Origin of the sequence: Maribacter aquimaris (assembly GCF_014596745.1) — a bacterium.
Classification (GTDB): Bacteria; Bacteroidota; Bacteroidia; order Flavobacteriales; family Flavobacteriaceae; genus Maribacter_A; species Maribacter_A aquimaris.
Window position 1 is genome coordinate 114,330 of the sequence record NZ_JABTCF010000012.1, and the last position, 22,810, is coordinate 137,139.

At 40.2% G+C, this 22,810-nt stretch carries 17 protein-coding genes; 9 read left to right on the plus strand and 8 right to left on the minus strand.

Annotated elements, in window-relative coordinates:
- The first annotated feature begins 37 nt into the window (after nucleotides 1-37).
- Nucleotides 38-2,647, plus strand: coding sequence for a TonB-dependent receptor (locus tag HPE56_RS16900; protein WP_188244933.1), 2,610 nt, complete (start codon nucleotides 38-40; stop codon nucleotides 2,645-2,647).
- A gap of 117 nt (nucleotides 2,648-2,764) precedes the next feature.
- On the opposite strand, the gene HPE56_RS16905 is transcribed toward HPE56_RS16900, so the two are convergent.
- A complete protein-coding gene (locus HPE56_RS16905) occupies nucleotides 2,765-3,256 on the minus strand; it encodes a threonine/serine exporter family protein (protein WP_188244934.1) in 492 nt (163 codons plus the stop codon).
- On the minus strand, nucleotides 3,256-4,014 hold the full coding sequence (locus HPE56_RS16910; RefSeq protein WP_188244935.1) for a threonine/serine exporter family protein: 759 nt from the start codon (nucleotides 4,012-4,014) through the stop codon (nucleotides 3,256-3,258). The genes HPE56_RS16905 and HPE56_RS16910 overlap by 1 nt, the downstream gene beginning before the upstream one ends.
- Nucleotides 4,015-4,146: 132 nt before the next feature.
- On the opposite strand from HPE56_RS16910, the gene HPE56_RS16915 reads away from it, so the two are divergent.
- The gene (locus HPE56_RS16915) at nucleotides 4,147-4,602 is read left to right on the plus strand and encodes a hypothetical protein (protein WP_188244936.1); all 456 of its coding nucleotides are present in this window, start codon (nucleotides 4,147-4,149) and stop codon (nucleotides 4,600-4,602) included.
- A gap of 59 nt (nucleotides 4,603-4,661) precedes the next feature.
- A complete protein-coding gene (locus HPE56_RS16920) occupies nucleotides 4,662-5,255 on the plus strand; it encodes a 3-keto-disaccharide hydrolase (RefSeq protein ID WP_188244937.1) in 594 nt (197 codons plus the stop codon).
- Nucleotides 5,256-5,258: 3 nt separating this feature from the next.
- Here the strand turns inward: HPE56_RS16920 and HPE56_RS16925 are convergent, their stop codons facing one another.
- Nucleotides 5,259-6,296 (minus strand): endonuclease/exonuclease/phosphatase family protein, encoded by a 1,038-nt coding sequence (locus HPE56_RS16925; RefSeq protein ID WP_188244938.1) that lies wholly within the window; start codon nucleotides 6,294-6,296, stop codon nucleotides 5,259-5,261.
- Nucleotides 6,297-6,405: 109 nt separating this feature from the next.
- On the opposite strand from HPE56_RS16925, the gene HPE56_RS16930 reads away from it, so the two are divergent.
- Entirely contained in the window at nucleotides 6,406-9,135 is a 2,730-nt protein-coding gene (locus HPE56_RS16930) for a peptidase associated domain and porin domain-containing protein (protein ID WP_188244939.1), read from the plus strand.
- Between the two features lie 674 nt (nucleotides 9,136-9,809).
- A complete protein-coding gene (locus HPE56_RS16935; RefSeq protein WP_188244940.1) occupies nucleotides 9,810-11,186 on the plus strand; it encodes a DUF5689 domain-containing protein in 1,377 nt (458 codons plus the stop codon).
- Here the strand turns inward: HPE56_RS16935 and HPE56_RS16940 are convergent.
- The 3 genes from HPE56_RS16940 to HPE56_RS16950 all read right to left on the minus strand — a co-directional run bounded on the left by HPE56_RS16940 (nucleotide 11,179) and on the right by HPE56_RS16950 (nucleotide 14,306).
- Nucleotides 11,179-11,598 carry a response regulator gene (locus HPE56_RS16940; protein WP_188244941.1) on the minus strand — a complete coding sequence of 140 codons (420 nt, stop codon included), beginning with the start codon at nucleotides 11,596-11,598 and terminating at the stop codon, nucleotides 11,179-11,181. The two genes, HPE56_RS16935 and HPE56_RS16940, sit on opposite strands and share 8 nt — an antisense overlap.
- An 18-nt stretch (nucleotides 11,599-11,616) precedes the next feature.
- The gene (locus tag HPE56_RS16945) at nucleotides 11,617-13,437 is read right to left on the minus strand and encodes a PAS domain-containing sensor histidine kinase (RefSeq protein ID WP_188244942.1); all 1,821 of its coding nucleotides are present in this window, start codon (nucleotides 13,435-13,437) and stop codon (nucleotides 11,617-11,619) included.
- A gap of 263 nt (nucleotides 13,438-13,700) precedes the next feature.
- Nucleotides 13,701-14,306: a DinB family protein gene (locus HPE56_RS16950; protein WP_188244943.1), complete on the minus strand. Its 606-nt coding sequence runs from the start codon at nucleotides 14,304-14,306 to the stop codon at nucleotides 13,701-13,703.
- Between the two features lie 241 nt (nucleotides 14,307-14,547).
- Between HPE56_RS16950 and katG the strand changes: the two genes are divergently transcribed.
- Complete coding sequence (katG, locus tag HPE56_RS16955; protein ID WP_188244944.1) at nucleotides 14,548-16,746, plus strand: catalase/peroxidase HPI; 2,199 nt, start codon at nucleotides 14,548-14,550, stop codon at nucleotides 16,744-16,746.
- Nucleotides 16,747-17,040: 294 nt separating this feature from the next.
- On the plus strand, nucleotides 17,041-17,820 hold the full coding sequence (locus HPE56_RS16960; protein ID WP_188244945.1) for a nitrilase family protein: 780 nt from the start codon (nucleotides 17,041-17,043) through the stop codon (nucleotides 17,818-17,820).
- Here HPE56_RS16960 and HPE56_RS16965 read toward each other — a convergent pair.
- Both HPE56_RS16965 and HPE56_RS16970 read right to left on the minus strand, forming a co-directional pair.
- Entirely contained in the window at nucleotides 17,804-19,420 is a 1,617-nt protein-coding gene (locus HPE56_RS16965) for an Ig-like domain-containing protein (RefSeq protein WP_188244946.1), read from the minus strand. The genes HPE56_RS16960 and HPE56_RS16965 overlap by 17 nt on opposite strands.
- An 84-nt stretch (nucleotides 19,421-19,504) precedes the next feature.
- The gene (locus HPE56_RS16970; RefSeq protein ID WP_188244947.1) at nucleotides 19,505-20,224 is read right to left on the minus strand and encodes a ComF family protein; all 720 of its coding nucleotides are present in this window, start codon (nucleotides 20,222-20,224) and stop codon (nucleotides 19,505-19,507) included.
- A gap of 32 nt (nucleotides 20,225-20,256) precedes the next feature.
- Between HPE56_RS16970 and HPE56_RS16975 the strand changes: the two genes are divergently transcribed.
- Entirely contained in the window at nucleotides 20,257-21,153 is an 897-nt protein-coding gene (locus HPE56_RS16975) for a hypothetical protein (protein ID WP_188244948.1), read from the plus strand.
- Nucleotides 21,154-21,189: 36 nt separating this feature from the next.
- Nucleotides 21,190-22,734 carry a glycine--tRNA ligase gene (locus tag HPE56_RS16980; protein ID WP_188244949.1) on the plus strand — a complete coding sequence of 515 codons (1,545 nt, stop codon included), beginning with the start codon at nucleotides 21,190-21,192 and terminating at the stop codon, nucleotides 22,732-22,734.
- The last annotated feature ends 76 nt before the right edge of the window (nucleotides 22,735-22,810 follow it).

Genomic DNA, 22,810 nt, shown 5'->3' on the forward strand with positions numbered 1-22,810 from the left:
TTGCACTTTGTATTAAACCAAATTAAACACTCAAAAAATGAAAAAAATGTACATGGTCTTGGCAGCATTTTTAATGACTGCTATGGCATTTTCACAAGAAACGATCACCGGTACAATATTGGACGGTGAGACAAGTGACCCACTACCGGGTGCCAGTATTGTTGTAAAGGGAACAACAAAGGGCGCAACCACGGATTTTGATGGTAAGTTTTCTTTAAGTGTTACTGATGGTTCAGGAACATTGGTTATTTCTTACATGGGTTATGTGACCAAAAACGTAGCTTTTAAAAGTGCTGGTAGTTTAGGTTCAATCTCATTGGAACCGGATGCTGAGCAACTAGGGGAAGTTGTTGTTGTTGGTTCGGGCATTATTGACCTTGCGGGGTCCCGGCAAACACCAATAGCCGTTTCAACTATTACTGTGGCGGAAATTCAAACAAAAGGTGTGGGTAACGTTGAGTTTCCTGAGATAATGAAAAACACTCCAAACGTATATGTTTCCAATCAAGCAGGTGGTTTTGGAGATTCCCAAATGTATTTAAGGGGTTTTAGTCAATCAAATACTGCTTTTCTTTTGAATGGTCAACCTATAAACGGCATGGAAGATGGGAAAATGTATTGGTCTAACTGGTCAGGGATGACCGATGTTGCCAATGCCGTGCAGGTGCAAAGAGGTTTAGGTTCTTCTAAATTGGCAATCTCTTCTGTAGGAGGAACAATTAATATTGTTTCTAAATCTTTGGATAGGGAACAAGGTGGTTTTGTTCGTTTCATAACAGGTAATGATAGTTATGCTAAAACTACGGTTTCTTATGATTCGGGACTTCAAGGTAAATGGGCTTATTCTATCATGTTGGATCATTGGCAAGCACATAGGAAATATGCAAGTGGTACTAGCGGGCAGGGGCAAAACTACTTTTTTTCTGTAGGGTATGTTCCTAATGAGAACCATACAATTAACTTTTTGTTGACTGGTGCTCCACAATGGCATGGTCAAAACTATTCCAAAGATTTGGAGGAGTACGAACAATATGGAGAAAAATATAATGATAATGCTGGTTTCTTAGATGGTGAATGGACCACTTGGAGAAAAAATTATTATCACAAACCAATTGCCAATCTTAACTGGGATTGGGATATTAGTGATAATAAAACATTATCAACTGTATTATATGCCTCTTGGGGTAGAGGAGGAGGAACAGGTGCTTTAGGTGCAAGTTCAGATACTTATAATCTTTTAACTTCAGATAAAGGACTTGCTGATTTTGATGCGGTTTATGCAAACAATTTAGCAGAATCGGATGCCAATAATTTAGGATCTTATAGTAATGGAGGTGTAATTAGATCATCTGTCAACAACCATAATTGGTATGGTTTAATAACTAATTACAACTACGATACTCAAGAGAACTGGTCTTTCAATGTAGGTGCTGATTTTAGATTTTATAAGGGAACACACTTTAGGCAATTGGTAGATTTATTAGGACTGGATGGTTTTAAGGACAATTATAAATCAGCTAGAAGGGATAGTGATTATGTGTTATCAGAAACCTTTAAAGCAAATCCTTGGTCTGCACTTTTTGATTATGCTGATTCTGATCAAAGATATGATCGAGATTATTCTGAATGGATTAATTATCAAGGTATTTTCGCACAAGCTGAATATGCCAATAATGGTTTTTCAGGTTTTTTCCAAGGAGCCTTGTCTAATCAATCCTATCAAAGAGAAGAGAGGTATACGACGCCCACTGATGAAAAATCAGATAAAATAAATAAAATCGGTTATAACCTAAAAGGAGGTCTAGCTTACGAATTTATTGAAAACCATAAAGTTTTTGCTAATGCAGGTTATTATTCTCGCCAACCATTTTTGGATAATATTTTCGATAATGTAACTGAAGGAAATGATTTGGTAGATAATGGGGATGTTGATAATGAGGAGGTTCTTGGCTTGGAAGCCGGGTATACTTTTAAATCCAGCGATATCGTTATTAACCTTAATGCCTACTATACCAATTGGAAAAATCGATTTTTATCTGTAGGGGGGTCAACATTGGTAGATGGTGTTGACACTGATGTTTATTATTATTATACTGGTATTTCACAGGTACACAAGGGTCTTGAGGCAGATTTTAAATATAGGCCATCTACTGCATTGATGTTGAGATGGTATGGGACAATTGGTGATTGGGAATATGATGGATCAACACCATATCGTATCCAAGTACAAGATCAAGGATCAGGATCAAGCGATGTATTGGAAAGGGGCGAAATTGACCTTACAGGAACTTATGTTGGTAATGCCCCACAAGTATCTACTGGTTTTGGTCTTGATGTTGACGTCCTTAAAAACTTGAGTTTTGACATAGATATGAACATTTATACTAAATTATATGGCTTTGTTGATACTGAAGATGTAATTGATATTGCTTCCACTGGAGATGTATACCAAGCAGAGAAATTACCAGCCTATACTCTATTTGATGCAGGTTTAACTTATGATTTCTCTTTAGGATCAAATGATTTAAGACTTAGAGGTAATGTCTATAATCTGTTTGGTGAAAACTTTATTAATCAAAAGGATCAATATGGTTATTACTTGGGTAATGGAACTACATATAACGTTAGTCTACGTTTCAATTTCTAAGGATTGAAATAGTATTTAAAAAACCCTGACGGCAACGTCGGGGTTTTTTTATGCTCAAGAGGTAATTGTTCCAAGAGAACAAATGACTTATGTAAGTAGAAAATTTGATATACAAGCCTATTTATCATCGGCTTTTTTAACGGTTTCCTTTCTAGAGAGCAGGAGGGGCAAAGACACCCCAATAGTAATTGCAATCAGAATGAATAAGGTGGTAAAACCATTATAGAATATGGACACGATTAATTCAACTCTTTCCGGGCTCCCCTTTTCCATAAAAGTAAATGACATTATAGACAGTACGGTTTCATAGGCGTAATACCCTGGAATCATCGGAATAACGGCAGGAATCGAAAAAACGACCGGCGGATGATGGACCTTGTGGGCTAATGGGCTACTTAAAATCCCAACAAAACTGGCAGCCACTAAACTTGACAATACGATATTGACATTAAAATGAATAAGTAGGAATTTCACCAGACCTGCGGCGAACCCCAAAAAAAATACGACCAAAATGGTTTTACGGGGAATATTGAACAATATTCCAAAGCCAACAGCCGCAATACCTGACCATATGGATAACTCCAATACATTAATTATAGCTTCTTCCATCAATTCAATTGAAATAGTAACATGGTAACGAAAAGTCCAAGGGCAATGGATAGAAAGGTCATCGCCCCATTTGTGAATCTAACCATGCCATTCAGTATGTTGTTGTCCAATAGATCCGTAAAGGAATTTATCAAGGGAACTCGGGGTACTAAAAATAATACAGAGGTTGCCAAAGCTGCTTGGGGGTGCTCCCCTAAATGGTAGAACACACCCAATGAAGCAAGGAAAGAGGCGGAGAAGGAGGCCAGAAAAGTCGCTATATAGGCGTTGATTTTGTGGTTATGGGCGGTTTGTAGAATAAATAAGCCTATTAAGGTACTGATGAAGGCCACGAGCATATTTAGATAATCCCCCTTGAAAATATTACAAAACCCGGCTCCAGCGAGACTCACGGCTATAAGGACTAAGGTTCTGGGATACCTGTTATGTGATTTTATGATATGTAATTCTTTTTCTATTTGGGCTATGGTCCAATCATCCCTTAAAGCACTCCAACTCGCTCTACTAATAGACGAAATGGTAGAAAAATTGATTCGGTACTTAGGTATTTTCTTGACTCTTGTAAAAGTTGCTTCGGTTTCATTATCGGTAACGGTTAAAACCAGGGTCTTATGGGTGACCATACTATAGGCCTGGCAATTTAAGGTGGAAGCGAACCGGGTAAGACTTAGATTTATTCTGTTGGTGTTAGCTCCTGATACCATTAATAGGGAGGATATGTCCAACAATAGATCCGCCGTTTTTTTAAGCTTGTCCATGACGTTTGTTTATATCAGAAAAGAAAAAGCAAAATTACTGTTTTTGGGGGTTCGTGGTATAAGGCATAGATCTTATTTTTTATGCGTAAAAAGTAGTATTTTTAGGCAATCATATTAATCAACTTAAAAATTATGGAAGAACCAGGACTTGCATATCAATGGGTACTGCAATTACACTCGTATTTGGCCTACGTGGCATTAGCTGTATTATTTTTGGCCGTAGCCAATGCTATCATCGGATTGGTTAGCAATAAAATGTTTTTACCTCAAAAAGACTTCCGTATAAGCCTTTTCGCGCTTATCCTATGTCATTTACAACTCTTGGTGGGGCTTCTGCTTTTCTTTGTATCTCCCAACGGTTTAAATGCCATACAGCAATTGGGTATGGGCGGAATGGATTCGGCTTCCCGATTGTTGGCCGTTGAACATCCTTTTATCAACATTATAGCTTTGGTTTTGATAACCATAGGCTGGTCTAGGCATAAGAAGTTTATGGAAGGCCATAAAAAATTCAAGAGTATTGCCGTGTTTTACGGACTCGGATTAATACTTATTTTGAGTAGGATTCCATGGTCCCAATGGTTATAGGGAATTATGTTCTTACTTTTTGGCTTATACAATAGAATTCAAACTAAAAATAATCAATAATGAAAAATGCCTTACTACTAGTAGCCTTACTCTTTTCCGCATCGGGTTTTACCCAGGAAAAACCCTTGTTTAACGGAGAAGACCTTACCGGGTGGACGGTCTATGGTACCGAAAAGTGGTACGTGGAAGACGGTTTGTTGGTTTGTGAAAGTGGGCCTGACAAACAATACGGATATCTGGCGACCAATGAACACTACAAGGATTTTACGCTTACCCTGGAATTTAAACAGGAAGCTAATGGTAATAGTGGTGTTTTTATTCGTTCCACGATAGAAGGCACTAAAGTTAGTGGTTGGCAAGTTGAAGTGGCTCCTCCGGGCCATAGCACTGGTGGGGTTTACGAATCCTATGGGCGTGGTTGGTTGATCAAACCAGATCCAGAAAAAGACAAAGCCTTAAAGATGGGTGATTGGAACGAAATGAAAATTCGGATGAATGGCGACACCTTGACCTCTTGGTTGAATGGAGTGGAGATGGTCACCATTCAGGATGAAAAAATAGGTGCCGGTGAAGGTTCCATCGCCTTACAAATCCATGATGGGGGTGGCATAAAGGTTAATTGGAGGAATATTAGGATTTCAAAACCTCAATAACCCCTATTGTACAGGTTTAATAAGGTATAAATATACCGGAAAATGGTCACTGTACCCACCGGTATAACTGCCCCCTGCATAGGTGCGAAAAGGATAGCCCTTGTAGTTGCCCTTTTTTGTAAATAAATAGGGGGCGGTAAATACATTTGCCTTCCAGAATTGGTAACCATCCTTGCTATTCAAGAAATTGCTTGTGAAATACATTTGGTCAAAAAGGTTCCATTGGTCTCTGTAAGCCAGGGAGCCAATCCCTTTTTTGAATAGTTTTTCCATTGGATTGTAAAGGTCGTTTTCTTCCAGCCCGTTCTTCATTCCTTTGGTCTTGAGTATTTTCTTAAGGCTGTCATCCACGGGGTCATCATTCAAATCGCCCATACTGATTATTTTTGCCGATACATCCTGCTTTACAATAGAGTCGATAATCCTTTTGTTCAAAGCTGCGGCGGCCAACCGATTTGGTTTGCTTCTTTCGGCACCGCCACTTCGCGAGGGCCAATGATTAACGATGAAATAAATTTGTTCATCGTCCAATAAACCGCCGACAACCAGTTGATCACGGGTATAATCCCGTTCACCATCGTCATTCTGGAGTAATAGTCTTCTGCTTTGAAAACTTGTAGGAAGGAAGGATCCATGTTTGTAAATAAGGGCCACGTCTATACCCCGTTCATCAGGGGAATCAAAGTGGAGGATTCGATAATCCATTTTTTGCAGTCGGGGATGGTTTACCAAATCCTCTAATACTTTTAGATTCTCAACCTCACAGAGCCCTAGAACATCGGGAGAGGTGCTTATTTGGCTGCTACCGATATCCGAAATGACCTTAGCTATATTGTCAATTTTCCTGGAATACCTTTCAGTGGTCCAATGGTCTTTTCCTTGGGGAGTGCGATCATCATCAAAAGTCAAGGAATCATTTTCAATGTCGAAAAGATTCTCAACATTGTAAAATGCTATGGTCTTGATTTTAAACGTGTTCCCTTTTTGGGAAAATAGGATGAGTGGAAAACAAATTGAAAGAAAAACAAGCTTAAAATTCATAGGTATTCGCAGTAATTCATCGAAAATATAATAATTATTAGGTAAAAAACTACAAAATATTGCGTATTCTTAATATATTTAACAAGAGAATCAACCGAATTTTTAAGTTTTGCGACTTTTTTTAGTACCATTTTTCGCATTGTTTATATGCCAGTTGATAAACAGTCAGGAAACCGATCATGTTTCCGGCACTGTGCTTTCCTCATATTCAAAAAAACCCATTCCTGTAGGTATCATTAAGTTGGAAGGAAGTACTATTTCCTGTAAACCGGACAAGAAAGGCGTTTTTAGACTTCCGCTGCAGACTATAGGTCATTTTATCCTAAACATTACCGCTTCAGGGTATATTCCCAAACGTATTCCAATATTTTTCGAAGGTGACAATATGGAATTAGGCAATATCTTTCTTGAACAGGACATTGAAATGGACAAAACGGATAATCTTATAACGCTAACCGATGCTGAATTTTCTGATGGGGAAGATGCTATGGTCGCAGTAGGTTTACTTCAGGCGACAAGGGATGTATTCTTAAAGAGGGCGGCCTTCGATTTTGGTCAGGCTTTTTTTAGGGTGCGGGGTTACGACTCCAAGAATGGTATGGTCATGATCAACGGTATACCTATGAACAAATTATTTGACGGTCGACCACAATGGAACAATTGGGGCGGATTGAATGATGTTACAAGAAACCAAAATTATTCTAATGGACTGCATGCTTCGGAATATACGTTTGGGGGTATTTTGGGCAATACCAATCTCGATACCAGACCTTCTGGATTTCGTCCTGGACTTCGGTTTTCCGCATCGGCCTCCAATCGGACCTATACGGGTCGTATCATGGCTACTTATACTTCCCCAAAACAAAACAAAGGACTTACATATTCCATATCAACGTCAAGAAGATGGGCCAAGGAGGGTTATATCAATGGCACCCTGTATGATGCATATTCCGTATTTGGTGCCTTGGAATTTGAAATGGATTCAAAAAATAGTTTAATGGCCACGGTAATTATGGCTTCCAATCGACGAGGCCGTTCCTCCGCAATTACGGAGGAAGTACAAGATTTGGTAGGCCAACGATACAACCCCTATTGGGGATACCAAAATGGTGAAATACGAAATTCAAGGGAACGTAAAATTGCTGAACCCATCCTAATGGTAAACCACTATTATGAAACCGATAAATTTAATTTGAATACAGGAATCTCGTATCAGTCCGGCATCCATTCCAAAAGTAGGTTAGGCTATTATAACGCCCCAAATCCCGATCCAACCTATTATCGGTATTTACCCAGTTTTTATATCAATAGCCCTATTGGTGCCAACTTTATAAGTGCTGATTGGGCTAAACAAGGATTTTTGGGGAATCCCCAAATGGATTGGGAAGCGATTTATACGGCCAATGCCACAGAACAAGCATCCTATGTCCTTTATGATGATATTGTCGAAGATCAACAGTTGGTCATCAACAGTGTTGGAAACCTGCAATTCTCCGAAGGTATTAAATTGGATTTTGGCTTTAATTACAAGCAATTACAATCGGATAATTATGCCAAGATTGTCGATCTCTTCGGGGCTGAATATCATGAGGATATAGACCCATTCTCAAATACCGCCAATAATCTTGATGGAAACACGAATCGACAGGAGAATGAAATATTCAATTATAATTACGAACTGACCGCGGACCAATGGAACGCTTTTGTGCAATTGGGATATACCAGGAAGAAATGGAGTGGATTTGTTGCTGCCAACTATCTGGGTACCGATTATCAAAGAAATGGACTTTTCAGAAATGAACGATATGTCGATGATTCTTTTGGGGAAGGACCTGCGGTGGACTTCTCCAACTTCGGTTATAAGGGTGGAGTTTCCTATCAAATAACAGGAAGACATTGGATTAGGCTAAATGGTGGGGTTATTGAGCGACCCCCGGTTTTACAAAACACCTTTATCAATCCAAGGGAGAATAATGGGATTGTTTCCAATCTTCAAAGCGAAACGGTTTCGAGTATCGATTTTAATTATTTTCTGCGGTTACCGAAGCTAACAGGGCGGTTGACCGGTTTCTATACCCGCTTTCAAAATACCACGGATGTTAATTATTTCTTTGTGGACTCAGGGGTGGGTTCCGATTTTGTCCAAGAGGTCATTACCGATCTGGATAAATTGCACATGGGTACAGAACTGGGGTTGGAGTACGAAGTGTCCCCAGCCGTAAAACTTTCTGCCGTTGCGGCAATAGGTAAATATTTGTATGCCAGTGATCCTAATATCAACATCAATTTTGATACAGCCGGAGCGGAGGAAGAGTTGATAAATATTGAAGGAGCCATTGATTTGGGGATCGCAAAGATCAAGGACTATAAGTTGGCACAAGGTCCGCAGAAAGCCTATGCACTGGGAATAGAGTATCGAGATCCGAAATACTGGTGGGTGGGGGCCACGGCAAATTATTTAGCGGATAATCACGCGAATATCTCAATGATTACAAGAACACGTAGTTTTTATTTGGATCCTGAAACCGGGCTTCCATTTCCCGATGCCACTGACGAGAATGTGGCACGATTATTAAAACAAAGTCCAATGGATAATTTTTATCTGTTGAATTTGGTTGGGGGTAAATCATGGTTGAGGAAAGGGAAGTATATCAGTGTTTTTGCCAGTATCAATAATGTGTTCGACACTGTTTTTAGAACGGGAGGGTATGAACAAAGTAGAAATGGTAATTACGGACAATTAAAACAGGATAATTTAAGTGGTAATCCGTCTTTCGCCACCAAGTATTGGTATGGCTATGGGCGGACATATTTTTTGAATGTAGCGTATAGTTTTTAAGGATTGGTAGAATAAGTTTGTGGCGATTGGTAGCCAATTCACAGGGTATTCCCGTAAAGCTGGTTTGTTGTCCTAGGAGGTATCCCTGCGAAGCTGGGTTGTTGCCCTGCAAGGTATTCCCGTGAAGCGGGTTTGTTGACCTGTAAGGTATTCCCGCGGAGCTGGTTTGTTGACCTGCAAGGTATTCCCGCGAAGTTGGTTTTGTTGACCTGCAGGGTATTACCGCGAAGCGGGTTTGTTGACCTGCGAGGTATTCCCGCGAAGTTGGGTTGTTATCCTGCGAGGTATTCCCGTGAAGTTGGGTTGTTACCCTGCAAGGTATTCCCGTGAAGCGGGTTTGTTGACCTGCAAGGTATTCCCGCGAAGTTGGGTTGTTGACTTGCAAGTTAACTCTGGGAAGCGGGTTTGTTGCCCTGCAAGGTATTCCCACGAAGTTGGGTTGTTATCCTGCAAGGTATTCCCACGAAGTTGGGTTGTTGCCCTGCAAGGTAACTCTGGGAAGCTTGGTTGTTGTCCTGCAAGGTATTCCCGCGAAGTTGGGTTGTTACCCTGCGAGGTATTCCCGTGAAGCGGGTTTGTTGACCTGCAAGGTATTCCCGTGAAGCGGGTTTGTTGACCTGCAAGGTATTCCCGCGAAGCGGGTTCCTTGTAGGTCTAAAGAAAAATAAGTTGGTATGGCATTAAAAATATCGAAATCAAAAATAAAAATATGGATTACTATAGTAGTTATAGTGATGCCCTTTGGATGTATCAACGACCGAAGTTTTGATACACCAAAGGAATCGTGTACCACAGAATTGGCGGCTACTACTTCATATGCAGAGGTCAAGGCATTATATGTCGATGAGACCGTTCAAATCCAGGATGATTTGATTATTGAGGGTTACGTGATTTCATCGGATAGGGAGGGTAATTTTTTTAGTTCGCTTCATTTCCAGGATGGTTTGGAAAATCCGGAAGGGGGATTTCAATTGGATTTTGATTTAAGGGATTCCCATTTGTTCTTTCCCGTGGGAAGTAAAATATTCATAAAATTAAAAGGACTCTATTTAGGCAAACAACAGGGAGTTTATAAATTGGGAGGGGTTTTTACTTCATTTGGCAACTTATCTGTAGGCAGGTTGCCTGCCCATGTTGTTACCCAGCACGTATTTACCACATGTGATGATGTACAGGCAATTGTTCCCCCCAAAGTAAGCCTTGGCCAATTGGAGGAGAAGATGGTCAACACCCTGGTACAATTGGATAATGTAGAGATCACTGAAAATGAATTAGGGCTTCCTTTTGCGGAACCAAAGGAAGAAACAGAACGAACCCTCATTGATTGTGACGATAATGAAATCATCCTGTTGAACAGTGGGTATTCCGATTTTCAATCGACGCTATTGCCTGAGGGCAGGGGATCGGTTGTAGGGGTACTTTTGAAGGATAATAGGGATTATAAGTTGGTGATTCGGGAGTTGGGTGATATCGATTTCCAGAAGGAACGATGTGCGGACTTAATTGACGAATTCACGTCAAACTCAATATTCATTTCAGAATTGGCCGATCCCAATAATAATTCTGGGGCCCGCTTTGTAGAACTTTATAATTCAGGGACGGAAGTATTATCCTTAAAAGGCTGGTCCTTAAATCGATTTACAAATGGTAATACGGAAATAAGTTCAACCATTGATTTATCAGGGTATGAAATTGGGGCTGAAAGTACATTTTTGATTTCTCCCAATGCTTCTGAATTTGAGGCTGTATATGGGTTTGCACCGGATTTAGCCGTGGGTACCAACAGTCCGGCAGATTCCAATGGTGATGACAACCTCCAATTGGTGGATCCTTTTGGGACTGTAATCGATACTTTTGGAATTATTGGGGAAGATGGCTCGGGTACCAATCATGAGTTTGAGGATGGGCGAGCCTTGAGAAATCCCAATAATATCCAAGCAAATGCTACCTATACGTTTAGTGAATGGATTATTTTTAATGATACTGGGGCCTCGGGTACCACGAATCAACCTCAAAATGCACCGGAGGATTTTTCACCGGGAATTAGATAGAGCTAGGGTCATTAGGCAATTCTTCGAGCACGTTTCGAAGATCTTGGTGTGTAATAGGTTTAAGAATGTAGTTGTGGACTATCTTGTACTCATTAACACGTTCAACATCACGTGGGTCAACAGAGGAACTTATGATATAGACAACAACATTGTCCTGGTTATGATTGGGGATTTTGACAAAATCCTCTAAAAATTCCCATCCGTCCATTACGGGCATGTTCAAATCCAGAAAAATAACCGAAGGCAATTTTTCACCACGGGCGGTTATATTCAAAAGTCCGTCAATGGCTTCCTGACCGTTGTTGAATACTAGAATCTCATCACAAAATTCCATTTCTTTCATAATCCTTTTAGCACCATAAACAAATATGGGGTCATCATCGATGATGCAAGTACTCATTATCTTTTTCATTTATTTGGGTGTTCTAGTTCATATATTTCTACGCAGCGTAAGTGTAAAGGTTGTTCCTTTATCTACGACACTCTCTACTTCGATACTGCCTTTCATTGCTTCAATCTGGTTCTTGGTGATAAAAAGTCCTATCCCCTTAGAGTCTTTATGTCTATGGAAGGTTTTGTACATTCCAAAGATTTTTTTACCATGTTTATCCAAATCTATGCCTTGACCGTTGTCCGAAAACGTAATACTAACCTTGTTATTGTTTTGCTTTGCGGCTACATTGATTATAGGTGTTCTTTTAGGGGAACAGTATTTTAAACTGTTTGTGAATAAATTCAGGAAAATACTGTCCAAATAGGCGGGTACGGCTTGAATGAAAAGTGATTTGTCTATGTCTATATTACAAACCGCTTCTTTCTCCTTTAGCAATGCGCTAATATTATTTTCCACATTCTTTACGGCCTGGCGAAGTTTGATTTTCTTCATCTTTTCGACCGAATTGGTCTTTACGTGCACCACCTCGCTCAAATGTGTAACGGTGTCATTTAGACTTATCGAGGCATCGGTCAACATTTTTATTAGATTCTTTTTTTCATGCTCATTTTCCTCGGTATTTAGAAAGCTAGTGAGCATGGAGAGATTGCTGGAGTGTGATCTTAAATTATGCGAAACGATATGGGCAAAATTCAATAGACTTTCATTCTGTCCATTGGTGATCTCCAATAAGTCTTTAAGCTTTTGTTCTGCAACTTTGGATTCGGTATTATCCCAAGCAGCCCCAATCAGACGTATGGGTTTGCCTTTTTGGTAACGACTTGTGGTAAATTCTGTCCGAATATGTCTTATTTCGCCATTTGGCCAGAATATCTTAAATTGGAGACTGTATTTTTTGTCTTCGGAAATTGCCCTTTCCAGCACATTGTGGCATCTTAATTTATCTTCCGGGTGTATTATGGCTTCCCAGGCATCGATCGTTTCGGAAAAGTTATCTTTGGCTACGCCGTAAATACGATATAGGTTATCATCCCAAACTAAATGTGCATCGGGTATGTTATATTCCCATATACCGAGATTGGTAGCATCGGTAGTGGCCATCGTCAATCTCTCGGAGATTTCCTTATTATGGATTTCAATCCTTTTCTTTTGGTCGATGTCTTGGAGGGTACCATAGATTCGAATACATTTATTAGCCACAATTTCACATTCCCCGATACTTCTGACCCAGCGTTCGTCACCGTTTGTCGTGACAATCACTATTTCTATATCCCAAGGTGTTCCATTGACCATAGCCTCATTGACCACTTGTGTTATTCTACGGCGGTGTTCCCCTTCTTTATAAAAATTGAGACCTTTTTCTAGATTTATTTCATAATCCAACGGCAGGCCGTGTAATTGCTTTAACGTATCACTTAAAAAGGCCTTATTGGATATAAAATCGAATTCCCAACCTCCAATATTTGCAATATTCTGGATATTTAAAAGGAGTTTCTCGTTTTTTTTATCCGTAGTAATGTCTTCGGCTACGATCAACAAGCCACTCTGATTATTTTCCTTATTGTTCCACCCTTTTATTTGCCAGTTCAGCCATTGTACCCTTCCGTCTGGTTGAATGATTTTTTGGTTTTTATTCAGCTTTGTTTTGTGCTCCAGACAAAATTGATGGATGTTTTTTATCTCCTGGGTAACATTAGGGACCACATCATAAAAGGATTTTCCAATTATGTCAGGATCGGCAATATCCAAATCCTTTAACCATAGCTTGGAATGGTTTAAAAAACGCATTTGATTGTCTACCACTGCCATGGGGTAGATGGATTCTTTAAACAGGAAATTAAATGAACGTGTTTCCAAGAGGTTAGTGTTTAGTTTATTAAAGATATAAAATTAACAGTATAACGTAAGAAAAGACCTTAAAAGTATGGAACATTCAACCACTTTTATTTAAAAATACCGTAAAACATGGACCTTAATCCCATATTTGACAGTTTTAATCCAATTGTTTGCCCGTCTGATTCTAAGGGAATCTTGAAAATAGCTTGTACTTAGAGGAAGAATGAAGATTCCATGGCTATGGCGCCATTTTATTTTTAGATAGGATTTTCGTTGCTTGGGTTTTACTGCATTGGAAAGTTTTCATGGGCCATAACTTCCTCCATTTGTAGTATATGTCGCTCTGTATGGCCACTTATGAATAGTAGTATTTGAAGTCCATCAATGGTGGCAAAGGGCAATTGGCCATAATGGTTTCTTAGGTCGTCTTTGGTGGTTTTCAGATATTCAATATGTTCTCCCCGTTTTTGTAAGAAGGCTTTTACCGTCTCATCGTGGGATCCGAATTTTCCGGAAGGTTCAAAGGCTTTTCCGGTTTTCACTTTATTTTCCCGGCTTGAAATCATAATCAAAAGATCCTCATCACTTAAAGTAACAGCGTCCCTCTTCGAAGGGTCGGCCGGTGTTTTCAAGGCTTCTGTCAACATCCCTCCAAGCATTTGTTCGGAAATTGATAAATGTTCCACGCATTCCGCGATCGACCAGGATTCAGGACTAGGTTTATACTTAAGTTGATTTTCAGTAAGGCTTTCTAGGGTGTTTATTAAATAATCTTGGGTTCTCTCCATCTCTGTAAGGGCCATATCCCGTTCTTCTTCGGTAATTCCTGAAGTTCCAATTCCAAAAGCAACAAGAGTCAGTGCTATGATGGGTAAAATGATCTTTTTCATTTTTTTATGTTTATGATAGTGTTAAGCTACAATTTTAAGGCAAATAATTCATTGGTTGATTACAATCGATTGGTAAATGAGATTGCTAAATTAAAAAGAATAGATAAAATCTATCAATCAATAATCTATAAATATAATAAATCTATATTGGATGTTATTCTATGTCGTATCTTTAAAAGACTATGATTTAACCTATAACAGGTTAGTATTTAAAGACATAAAATCAAAAATGAACTAGAATATGGATCCAAAAAACAGTAAGGACAGTACACTTTCCGAAGTGAACAGTGGGGGGAAATGCCCGTTTCACCATGGCGGTAACACAGTGGCCGGTACATCGGTAATGGATTGGTGGCCAAACGCACTTAATTTGGATATTTTGCACCAGCACGATACCAAAACAAATCCTTTAGGGGCGGATTTTGATTATCACGAAGAGTTGAAGAAGTTGAATGTAGAGGGACTAAAAAAAGATTTGCGTGATTTGATGACCGATAGCCAAGACTGGTGGCCGGCAGATTGGGGACACTATGGTGGACTAATGATTCGAATGGCTTGGCATTCAGCTGGATCATATAGAATAGCCGATGGTCGCGGTGGTGGAGGAACGGGGAACCAGCGTTTTGCCCCATTGAATTCCTGGCCGGATAATGTAAGCTTGGATAAGGCCAGAAGATTATTATGGCCTATTAAAAAGAAATACGGAAATAAAGTGAGCTGGGCAGATTTGATTATCCTAGCGGGTACCATTGCCTATGAAAGCATGGGACTTAAAACTTTTGGTTTCGCATTTGGCCGTGAAGATATTTGGCACCCAGAGAAGGATGTGTATTGGGGTGCTGAAAAAGAATGGTTGGCACCTAGTGATGAGCGTTATGATGATGTTGATCATCCTGAATCTATGGAAAATCCATTGGCTGCCGTACAAATGGGATTGATTTATGTAAACCCGGAAGGGGTAAACGGTACGCCAGATCCATTAAAGACTGCAGCCCAAGTGCGTGAAACTTTTGAGCGTATGGCTATGAATGATGAAGAAACCGTTGCACTTACTGCAGGAGGCCATACCGTTGGTAAAACCCACGGAAACGGTGATGCAAGTATTTTAGGACCAGATCCAGAAAGTGCAGGGGTAGAAGAACAAGGTTTAGGATGGTCTAACCCACATAAAACTGGAGTAGGGCGATATACCGTGACTTCTGGTTTGGAAGGTGCTTGGACCACGCATCCAACAAAGTGGGATGGAGGTTTCTTTGAAATGCTTTTTAAACATGAGTGGGAACTTCGTAAGAGTCCGGCTGGCGCTTGGCAGTGGGAACCTGTGAATATTAAGGAAGAGGACAGACCGGTAGATGTGGAGGATTCCTCTATTCGTCATAATCCCATGATGACGGATGCGGATATGGCAATGAAAATGGACCCGATCTATAGGGAAATCTCCCTAAAGTTTAAGGAAGACCAGGCGTATTTCTCTGAGACTTTCGCTAGGGCTTGGTTTAAACTTACGCACAGGGATATGGGTCCAAAATCGCGCTATTTTGGTCCCGATGCACCTCAAGAGGATTTAATCTGGCAAGACCCGGTTCCTGTAGGAAAGACAGATTATGATGTGGAGGCTGTAAAGGCGAAAATCGGAGCGACCGGATTATCTATTTCAGATATGGTTGCCACGGCGTGGGATAGTGCAAGAACCTTCCGTGGTTCAGATATGCGCGGCGGGGTAAACGGAGCAAGAATAAGATTGGCGCCCCAAAAAGATTGGGAAGGAAATGAACCAAAACGTTTGGCACGGGTTTTATCCGTACTGGAGCCAATCGCTTCAGAATTTGGTATAAGTGTGGCAGACACCATTGTGTTGGCAGGTAATTTAGGCGTGGAGCGAGCTGCTAAAGAGGCAGGTTTTAATATCAATGTCCCCTTTGCCGAAGGTCGTGGTGATGCAACCGATGAAATGACCGATGCCGATTCCTTTGCACCGTTGGAGCCATTGGCAGATGGCTATCGCAATTGGATGAAAAAAGACTATGTGGTCAGTCCAGAGGAAATGATGTTGGACCGTACACAATTAATGGGACTTACAGCACCGGAGATGACGGTTTTGGTCGGTGGAATGCGTGTTATGGGAACCAATTATGGGGGTACAAAACATGGCGTGTTTACAGATAACGAGGGAGCGTTGACCAATGATTTTTTCGTGAATTTGACAGACATGGGCAACGTTTGGAAACCTACTAGCAAAGAACTGTATGAGATCAGGGATAGAAAAACAGGGGATTTAAAATGGACCGCTACCCGTATGGATTTGGTCTTTGGCTCCAATTCCATACTTCGTTCCTATGCTGAGGTATATGCGCAAGATGATAATAAGGAAAAGTTCTTGAAAGATTTCGTTGCCGCTTGGAATAAGGTCATGAATCTTGATCGATTTGATCTGGATTAAATCATTTTTTTAATAGAAGGGTTCATTTCAATCCGAATACATAAAAGGAAAGCCATTACATCAGTATTTCATTGGTGTGATGGCTTTTTACACACATATTTTTATGGTATACACAACAAAGGACTTTTTTGACGAAATCAGAAAAGGGAATTTAGAAAGGTTGTCAAAATAGTGTTGGCAAATAAGGAGGATACCACCTTCAGGGGTACCTGGTGATGTTCGGACTTTGACCGAGTAAAGATCCGTGGTAACCCTACATATATCAAATTGCTGTAAAATGAGTAATATTGGTTTATGAAAAATAACGAATTGCATATAGCTTTGGTTCAGACCAGTTTGGTTTGGGAAGACCCCGACCAAAACAGGGAGAACCTTAGTAAAAAGTTCACTTTGCTTCCGCAAAATGTCGATTTGGTCATATTGCCCGAAATGTTCATTTCCGGGTTTACCATGACTCCTGGGAATATTAGTGGTACAGAAGGCCAAAAAACGTTGGATTGGATGCTAATGGAAGCCAAAAAACACAATACTGCTATAACCGGCAGTATTCCATATTTTGGGAATGGACAATATGTTAACCGATTGCTATTTGTTGAAGCCAATGGTAAGGTTTACCACTATGATAAACGCCATACCTTTACCTTGGCAGGCGAAGATAAGGTGTACCAAGCGGGTGTAGCGCAGTTGATTATTGATTATAAGGGGTTTAGGGTCAATCCGATGATATGTTATGATCTGCGATTTCCGGTGTGGGCAAGGAACACCCAAGATTATGATGTTTTGATTTATGTGGCCAATTGGCCTAAACCGCGCATCGTGGCTTGGGATGCCCTTCTTAAGGCCCGTGCCATTGAGAACATGTCTTATTGTATTGGGGTAAACCGTTGTGGTAAAGATCAAGCGGGTTATGAATATTCAGGACATTCGGCGGTTTATGATAGTCTTGGGGAGCGATTGGTTTTCACCGAAAAGGAAACGATTATTTATTCAACGTTGAAAAAAGACCACATAGAAACCACCAGAAACAAGTTAAGATTCCTTGAAGACCGTGATGGGTTTATTCTGAAATTGTAAAAGACTGTTCCAGTTCCCAGTTAGCCCGTACTTCGATAACACCTGGATAATAGACCACCTTTTCGGGTTGTATTCTTTTGAGATAATTCCCGGGATCCCATTTACCATTCCTATTCGAGTCCAAAATAATGCGTACCAAATAATTTGCCGGTTCAATATGGATGAATTCGACCGATTTGGGCTCCTCTGCGTATATTTCTTGTTTTACCTCTCCCTTTTCCGAGGTTAATTGGATGATCATTGGGTAATTTCCTGGTTCGGATTTAATATCCATGCTTAGGTTGCCAAAATCGGCATAACTCTTGGTGCCCAGCCGTATGTACATACTGTCGTTTTGTATACCAAAGAAGTCGGTTACCGCCCCTGGCAATAGTTCTAGTTCGTAGTTTTCTTCCGGTTTCTTTTCAAAGTCAAAATCCACTTTGTTTTTTAAACTGTCCAAGGTGACCGTGAAATCAACACTTAGGGAATCCTTGTCCATAAGCCCCATTTTTGAGGTGTCTATAGCGACCAGAGGTGTGTTGGCCTGTATATTGAACGGCGTATTGAAACTCAAACTACCGCTGATATTGGGTTTTAATTGTAACGTATCGAAACCTACTTTCCGTTTTTTTATCGTGAAGGTATCAATGATCTTTAGGGCTTTGTTTTTCACTGTGAAAATTAAGGAGTCCATTTCAAAAGGGGTGAACCAAAAATTAATGGTGTCCTTTTCACGTTCTTTGGTAATAGTCGTCTTGATCGAATCGGGCAATACCGATACTGGTGAAATCTCAATATCCTTTCCATCGCCATAATAACCGAAAATAATCCTATTGTTGGCAACAAGGCTAGGGACGGACACTTTGTAATCAGGGGTTTCTTTGAACAAGGTTAAAAGAAAGGTCGAATCGGTAGGTATCGATAGGGTGTCCTCTATAAAGCCTATCTTATCCAAATTCTGGTCGAACATATAGTTCTTATTCTCATCTTTCAAAGCGAACAGGGCATATTTTCCCGCCTTAATGTTTTTTAAAGTGAAAATGACCGCACTATCCAGTGTGTTGGTAATATAATTCGGGGGTCTTTTGTATATGGTGGAATCGGTATAGGCTGAGTCGATCTCATAGAGCATTACACTAACAAATTCATCCGCTTTTCGGTTGAAAGCATCCTTAATAGCTCCTTTGATCTCCAAAGAATCAATATAGCTTCCGGTGGAAAAGACATATGTCAGGAAGCTATAGGGGTTTTCTTCATTGTTGTCCACGATACTCTGTCCGAAGTTCAAAGTATAGGTGGTGTTTTCCTGAAGGGTATCCTTTAAGGTGATTTCAATGAATTTGTTGGTTCCTCCCTGTGGTGTTATTATCGGGGTATATTTTAGTGGTGGGGAGATAATAAGTTGTTCCTGAACATCTTTTAACTTTACCAATTCGTCAAAATAGAGCCGAATCTTGGTCGCCTTGAAATTCGTTGTCATATTCTCGGGTTCGGCTTTCAATAAGACTGGTGGGGTAATATCCTTGGGGCCTCCTGTAGGTCTTCCGCGCCTTGCACATTGCATTAATGCAGTGGCCATAAAGAAGAGGAAAATATATGCGAAAATTCGTTTGAACATCTATTTATGATCTATTTGGCAAAGTAACACATAATTTGGAAATTGCATTCAAGAATTAACAAACCTTACAGATCTTATTGGTAATTATACCAAAGGAACCACGGCCATACTGGTAATGTAGATGGAGACACCTTGGGATTCCGCCAAGGCCTTTGCACAGGCCTCCATGGTAGCACCCGTGGTAATCACATCATCGACCAAAAGTATTTTCTTGCTTTCCAATAGTTTAGGGTTGTCTACGATATAAAGAGCCTGATTATTCTGCCAACGGGCGATTCTACTTTTCTTTGTCTGAGTTTTTGTATTGGCAGTCTTTACCAGGGCGTTTTCTAGAAATTCGGCATTTAGGTGATACGCTAACCGCTTCCCAAAAGCCGAAACTTGGTTATACCCCCTTTTTCTTAATTTTTTTCGATGTAGGGGAACGGGTACTACAAAATCTATTTTGTCCAAGTAATTGTTCTCGGCGATAATCTGTCCATGCCAATCCCCTAAAAAGGTTCCGATTTGTTCTTGGTTTTTGTATTTTAAGTGATGGATTAGGTTTTTTACAATGCCGTTTTCGATGAAAAAAAGGAAGGAATTTGCTTTTTTGATGTTAATTCTACCATAAAAGATACGGTCAACCGCATTTTCAACGTTAAAGGTATATTCGGTGAGAGGTAAATGATTCCGACAAACGGTACATAGGTGATTCTCTCCTCTATATAATCGTGCATTACATCCAAAACACACCTTGGGTAACAAGATTGAGTTGATATCATTTAGTATCTTTGAAAGCTTGGAATGGACAATTCTTAACATTAAATAACCTACTTAAAGCCGACTTTAGATTGATGGACGGACAAGATACTAAATTCAACTACAAGATTATTCTTGCTGCTTTGGTTGCTGTAATCATAGGTATACTTATTGCCTTTTATTACAGTTATGCCCAGTCCCAAAATGAAATTAGTTTCTTGGAAAAGGAAAAAGAGATCATGGTTAAGGATCTTACCCTGATGAAGGCAGACGTTGACAGACTAACCGCATTGAATGAAGTTAATGAGATAGAGATCCAAGGTGCCCGATATGAGGTACAACAACTTTTGGATTCTGTAGGAAGACTGACGTTCACTATAGATAAATTAAGGGAATTCAAGTCAGAACTTCGCAGGCTCGAAGCTAAGAACGATAGTTTAAAATTAAAGAATAATTTTCTGCGTTATAACAATATGCTTCTTACTAATAAGTATGAAGAGTCAAAAGCACAGATGGAGGCTTTAAGGAAAGCCAGTAGTTCAATTGCCAAGGCTGAAGCCATGCAACGCCAGAAAATCCTTGAACTGAACAATGAGCTTAAGACAAAAAGTTATTTGAAGATCCAAGGTGCAGAGGGTGCTAGTTTTCGATTGCGTGGCGGTAAGCCCCTTAGGACAAACAAAGCTTCAACAGTGGAGAAATTGCGGGGATGTGTTACGATAATGGCCGATCCTACGATGATCCAAAAGGAAAAAGTATTGTATTTTCAATTTTTGGGACCCAATATGGGTGTCATTGAGGATAATGCCAATACCATTACTGTAAATGGCAATGTTTATAGTAAACGGGTAGAATTTGTGTTCATGGGGGAAGAAACCCAAGTATGCGACTTTATTACCATGCCAGAGGGGTCTTTGAAGGAAGGAAACTACATCCTGAATATCTTTGAGGATGAAAGATTGTTAGACTCCACAGAATTTCAGCTAAAATAATATCTTGCTTTTAGGGGAATATTCTATTTTTGCCAAATGGCAAAACAAGAAGATGATTTTAAAAAGGTGATTTCACATGCAAAGGAATATGGTTATGTATTCCAGTCCAGTGAAATATATGACGGATTAAGTGCTGTTTATGATTATGCTCAAAACGGTGCGGAACTCAAAAAGAACATTAGGGAGTACTGGTGGAAAGCGATGGTAAACCTCAATGAGAATATCGTTGGGATCGATGCTGCCATATTTATGCATCCTACGACCTGGAAGGCCTCTGGTCACGTTGATGCCTTTAATGATCCGTTGATAGATAATAAGGATTCCAAGAAAAGATACCGTGCCGATGTTTTGATTGAGGACTATGTTGCCAAGATCGAGGCGAAAATTGAGAAGGAAGTAGCCAAGGCCTCAAAGCGTTTTGGGGATACTTTCGATAAAAAACAGTTCTTGGCCACCAACCAAAGAGTGGTGGATTATCAAGAAAAGGCTGATGCAATCCTTAAAAGAATGGGTAAGTCATTGGAAAATGAAGACCTGGCCGATGTTAAAAGCCTTATTGAGGAATTGGATATCGCATGCCCAATGTCAGGTTCCAAGAATTGGACCGATGTTAAGCAATTCAACCTTATGTTCGGCACTAAATTGGGTGCCTCTGCAGAAAGTGCGATGGACCTATATTTGCGGCCTGAAACCGCCCAAGGTATTTTTGTTAACTTTTTGAATGTTCAGAAGACCGGTCGTATGAAAATTCCTTTTGGGATTGCACAGACCGGAAAAGCATTTCGTAATGAAATCGTTGCCAGACAGTTCATCTTTAGAATGCGTGAGTTTGAACAAATGGAGATGCAATTCTTCATTCGTCCTGGTACTCAAAAGGAATGGTACGAAAAGTGGAAGGAAAATCGATTGAAATGGCATTTATCTTTAGGTCTGGGAGAGGAAAACTACCGTTTTCACGACCATGATAAATTAGCCCATTATGCCGATGCCGCAGCCGATATCGAGTTTAGGTTCCCCTTCGGGTTCAAGGAATTGGAAGGAATACATTCCCGAACCGATTTTGACTTGAGCCAGCACGAGAAATTCTCAGGAAAGAAATTACAGTATTTTGATCCCGAACTTAAAGAGAGTTATGTGCCTTATGTTGTAGAAACCTCCATTGGTCTGGATCGTATGTTCCTCGCTGTTTTTTCAAATTCTTTACAAGAAGAGGAACTTGAGAACAACACCACGCGAACCGTATTGAAATTGCCTGCTGTCTTAGCGCCTACTAAAGCGGCTGTTTTGCCATTGGTAAAGAAGGACGGACTCCCAGATGTGGCGCACAAGATCATTGAAGACCTTAAATGGGATTTCAATGTGATCTATGATGAAAAGGATGCCGTCGGGCGAAGGTATAGAAGACAAGATGCGGCAGGTACACCATTTTGTATCACAGTAGACCATCAGTCACTTGAAGATCAAACCGTGACGATTCGTCATCGCGATACCATGGAACAGCATCGGGTTGCTATTTCGGAGGTTAAGTCCATTATTCACAAAGAGGTTGATATGCGTTCTTGGTTACAGCGAATGGGCTAGTTGTCCTTTGTATTGATGCTGGGGTAAGTAGGTTGTTTGCCCGAAGTTGGCTTATCTGTAATGTTAGGGAATTCAG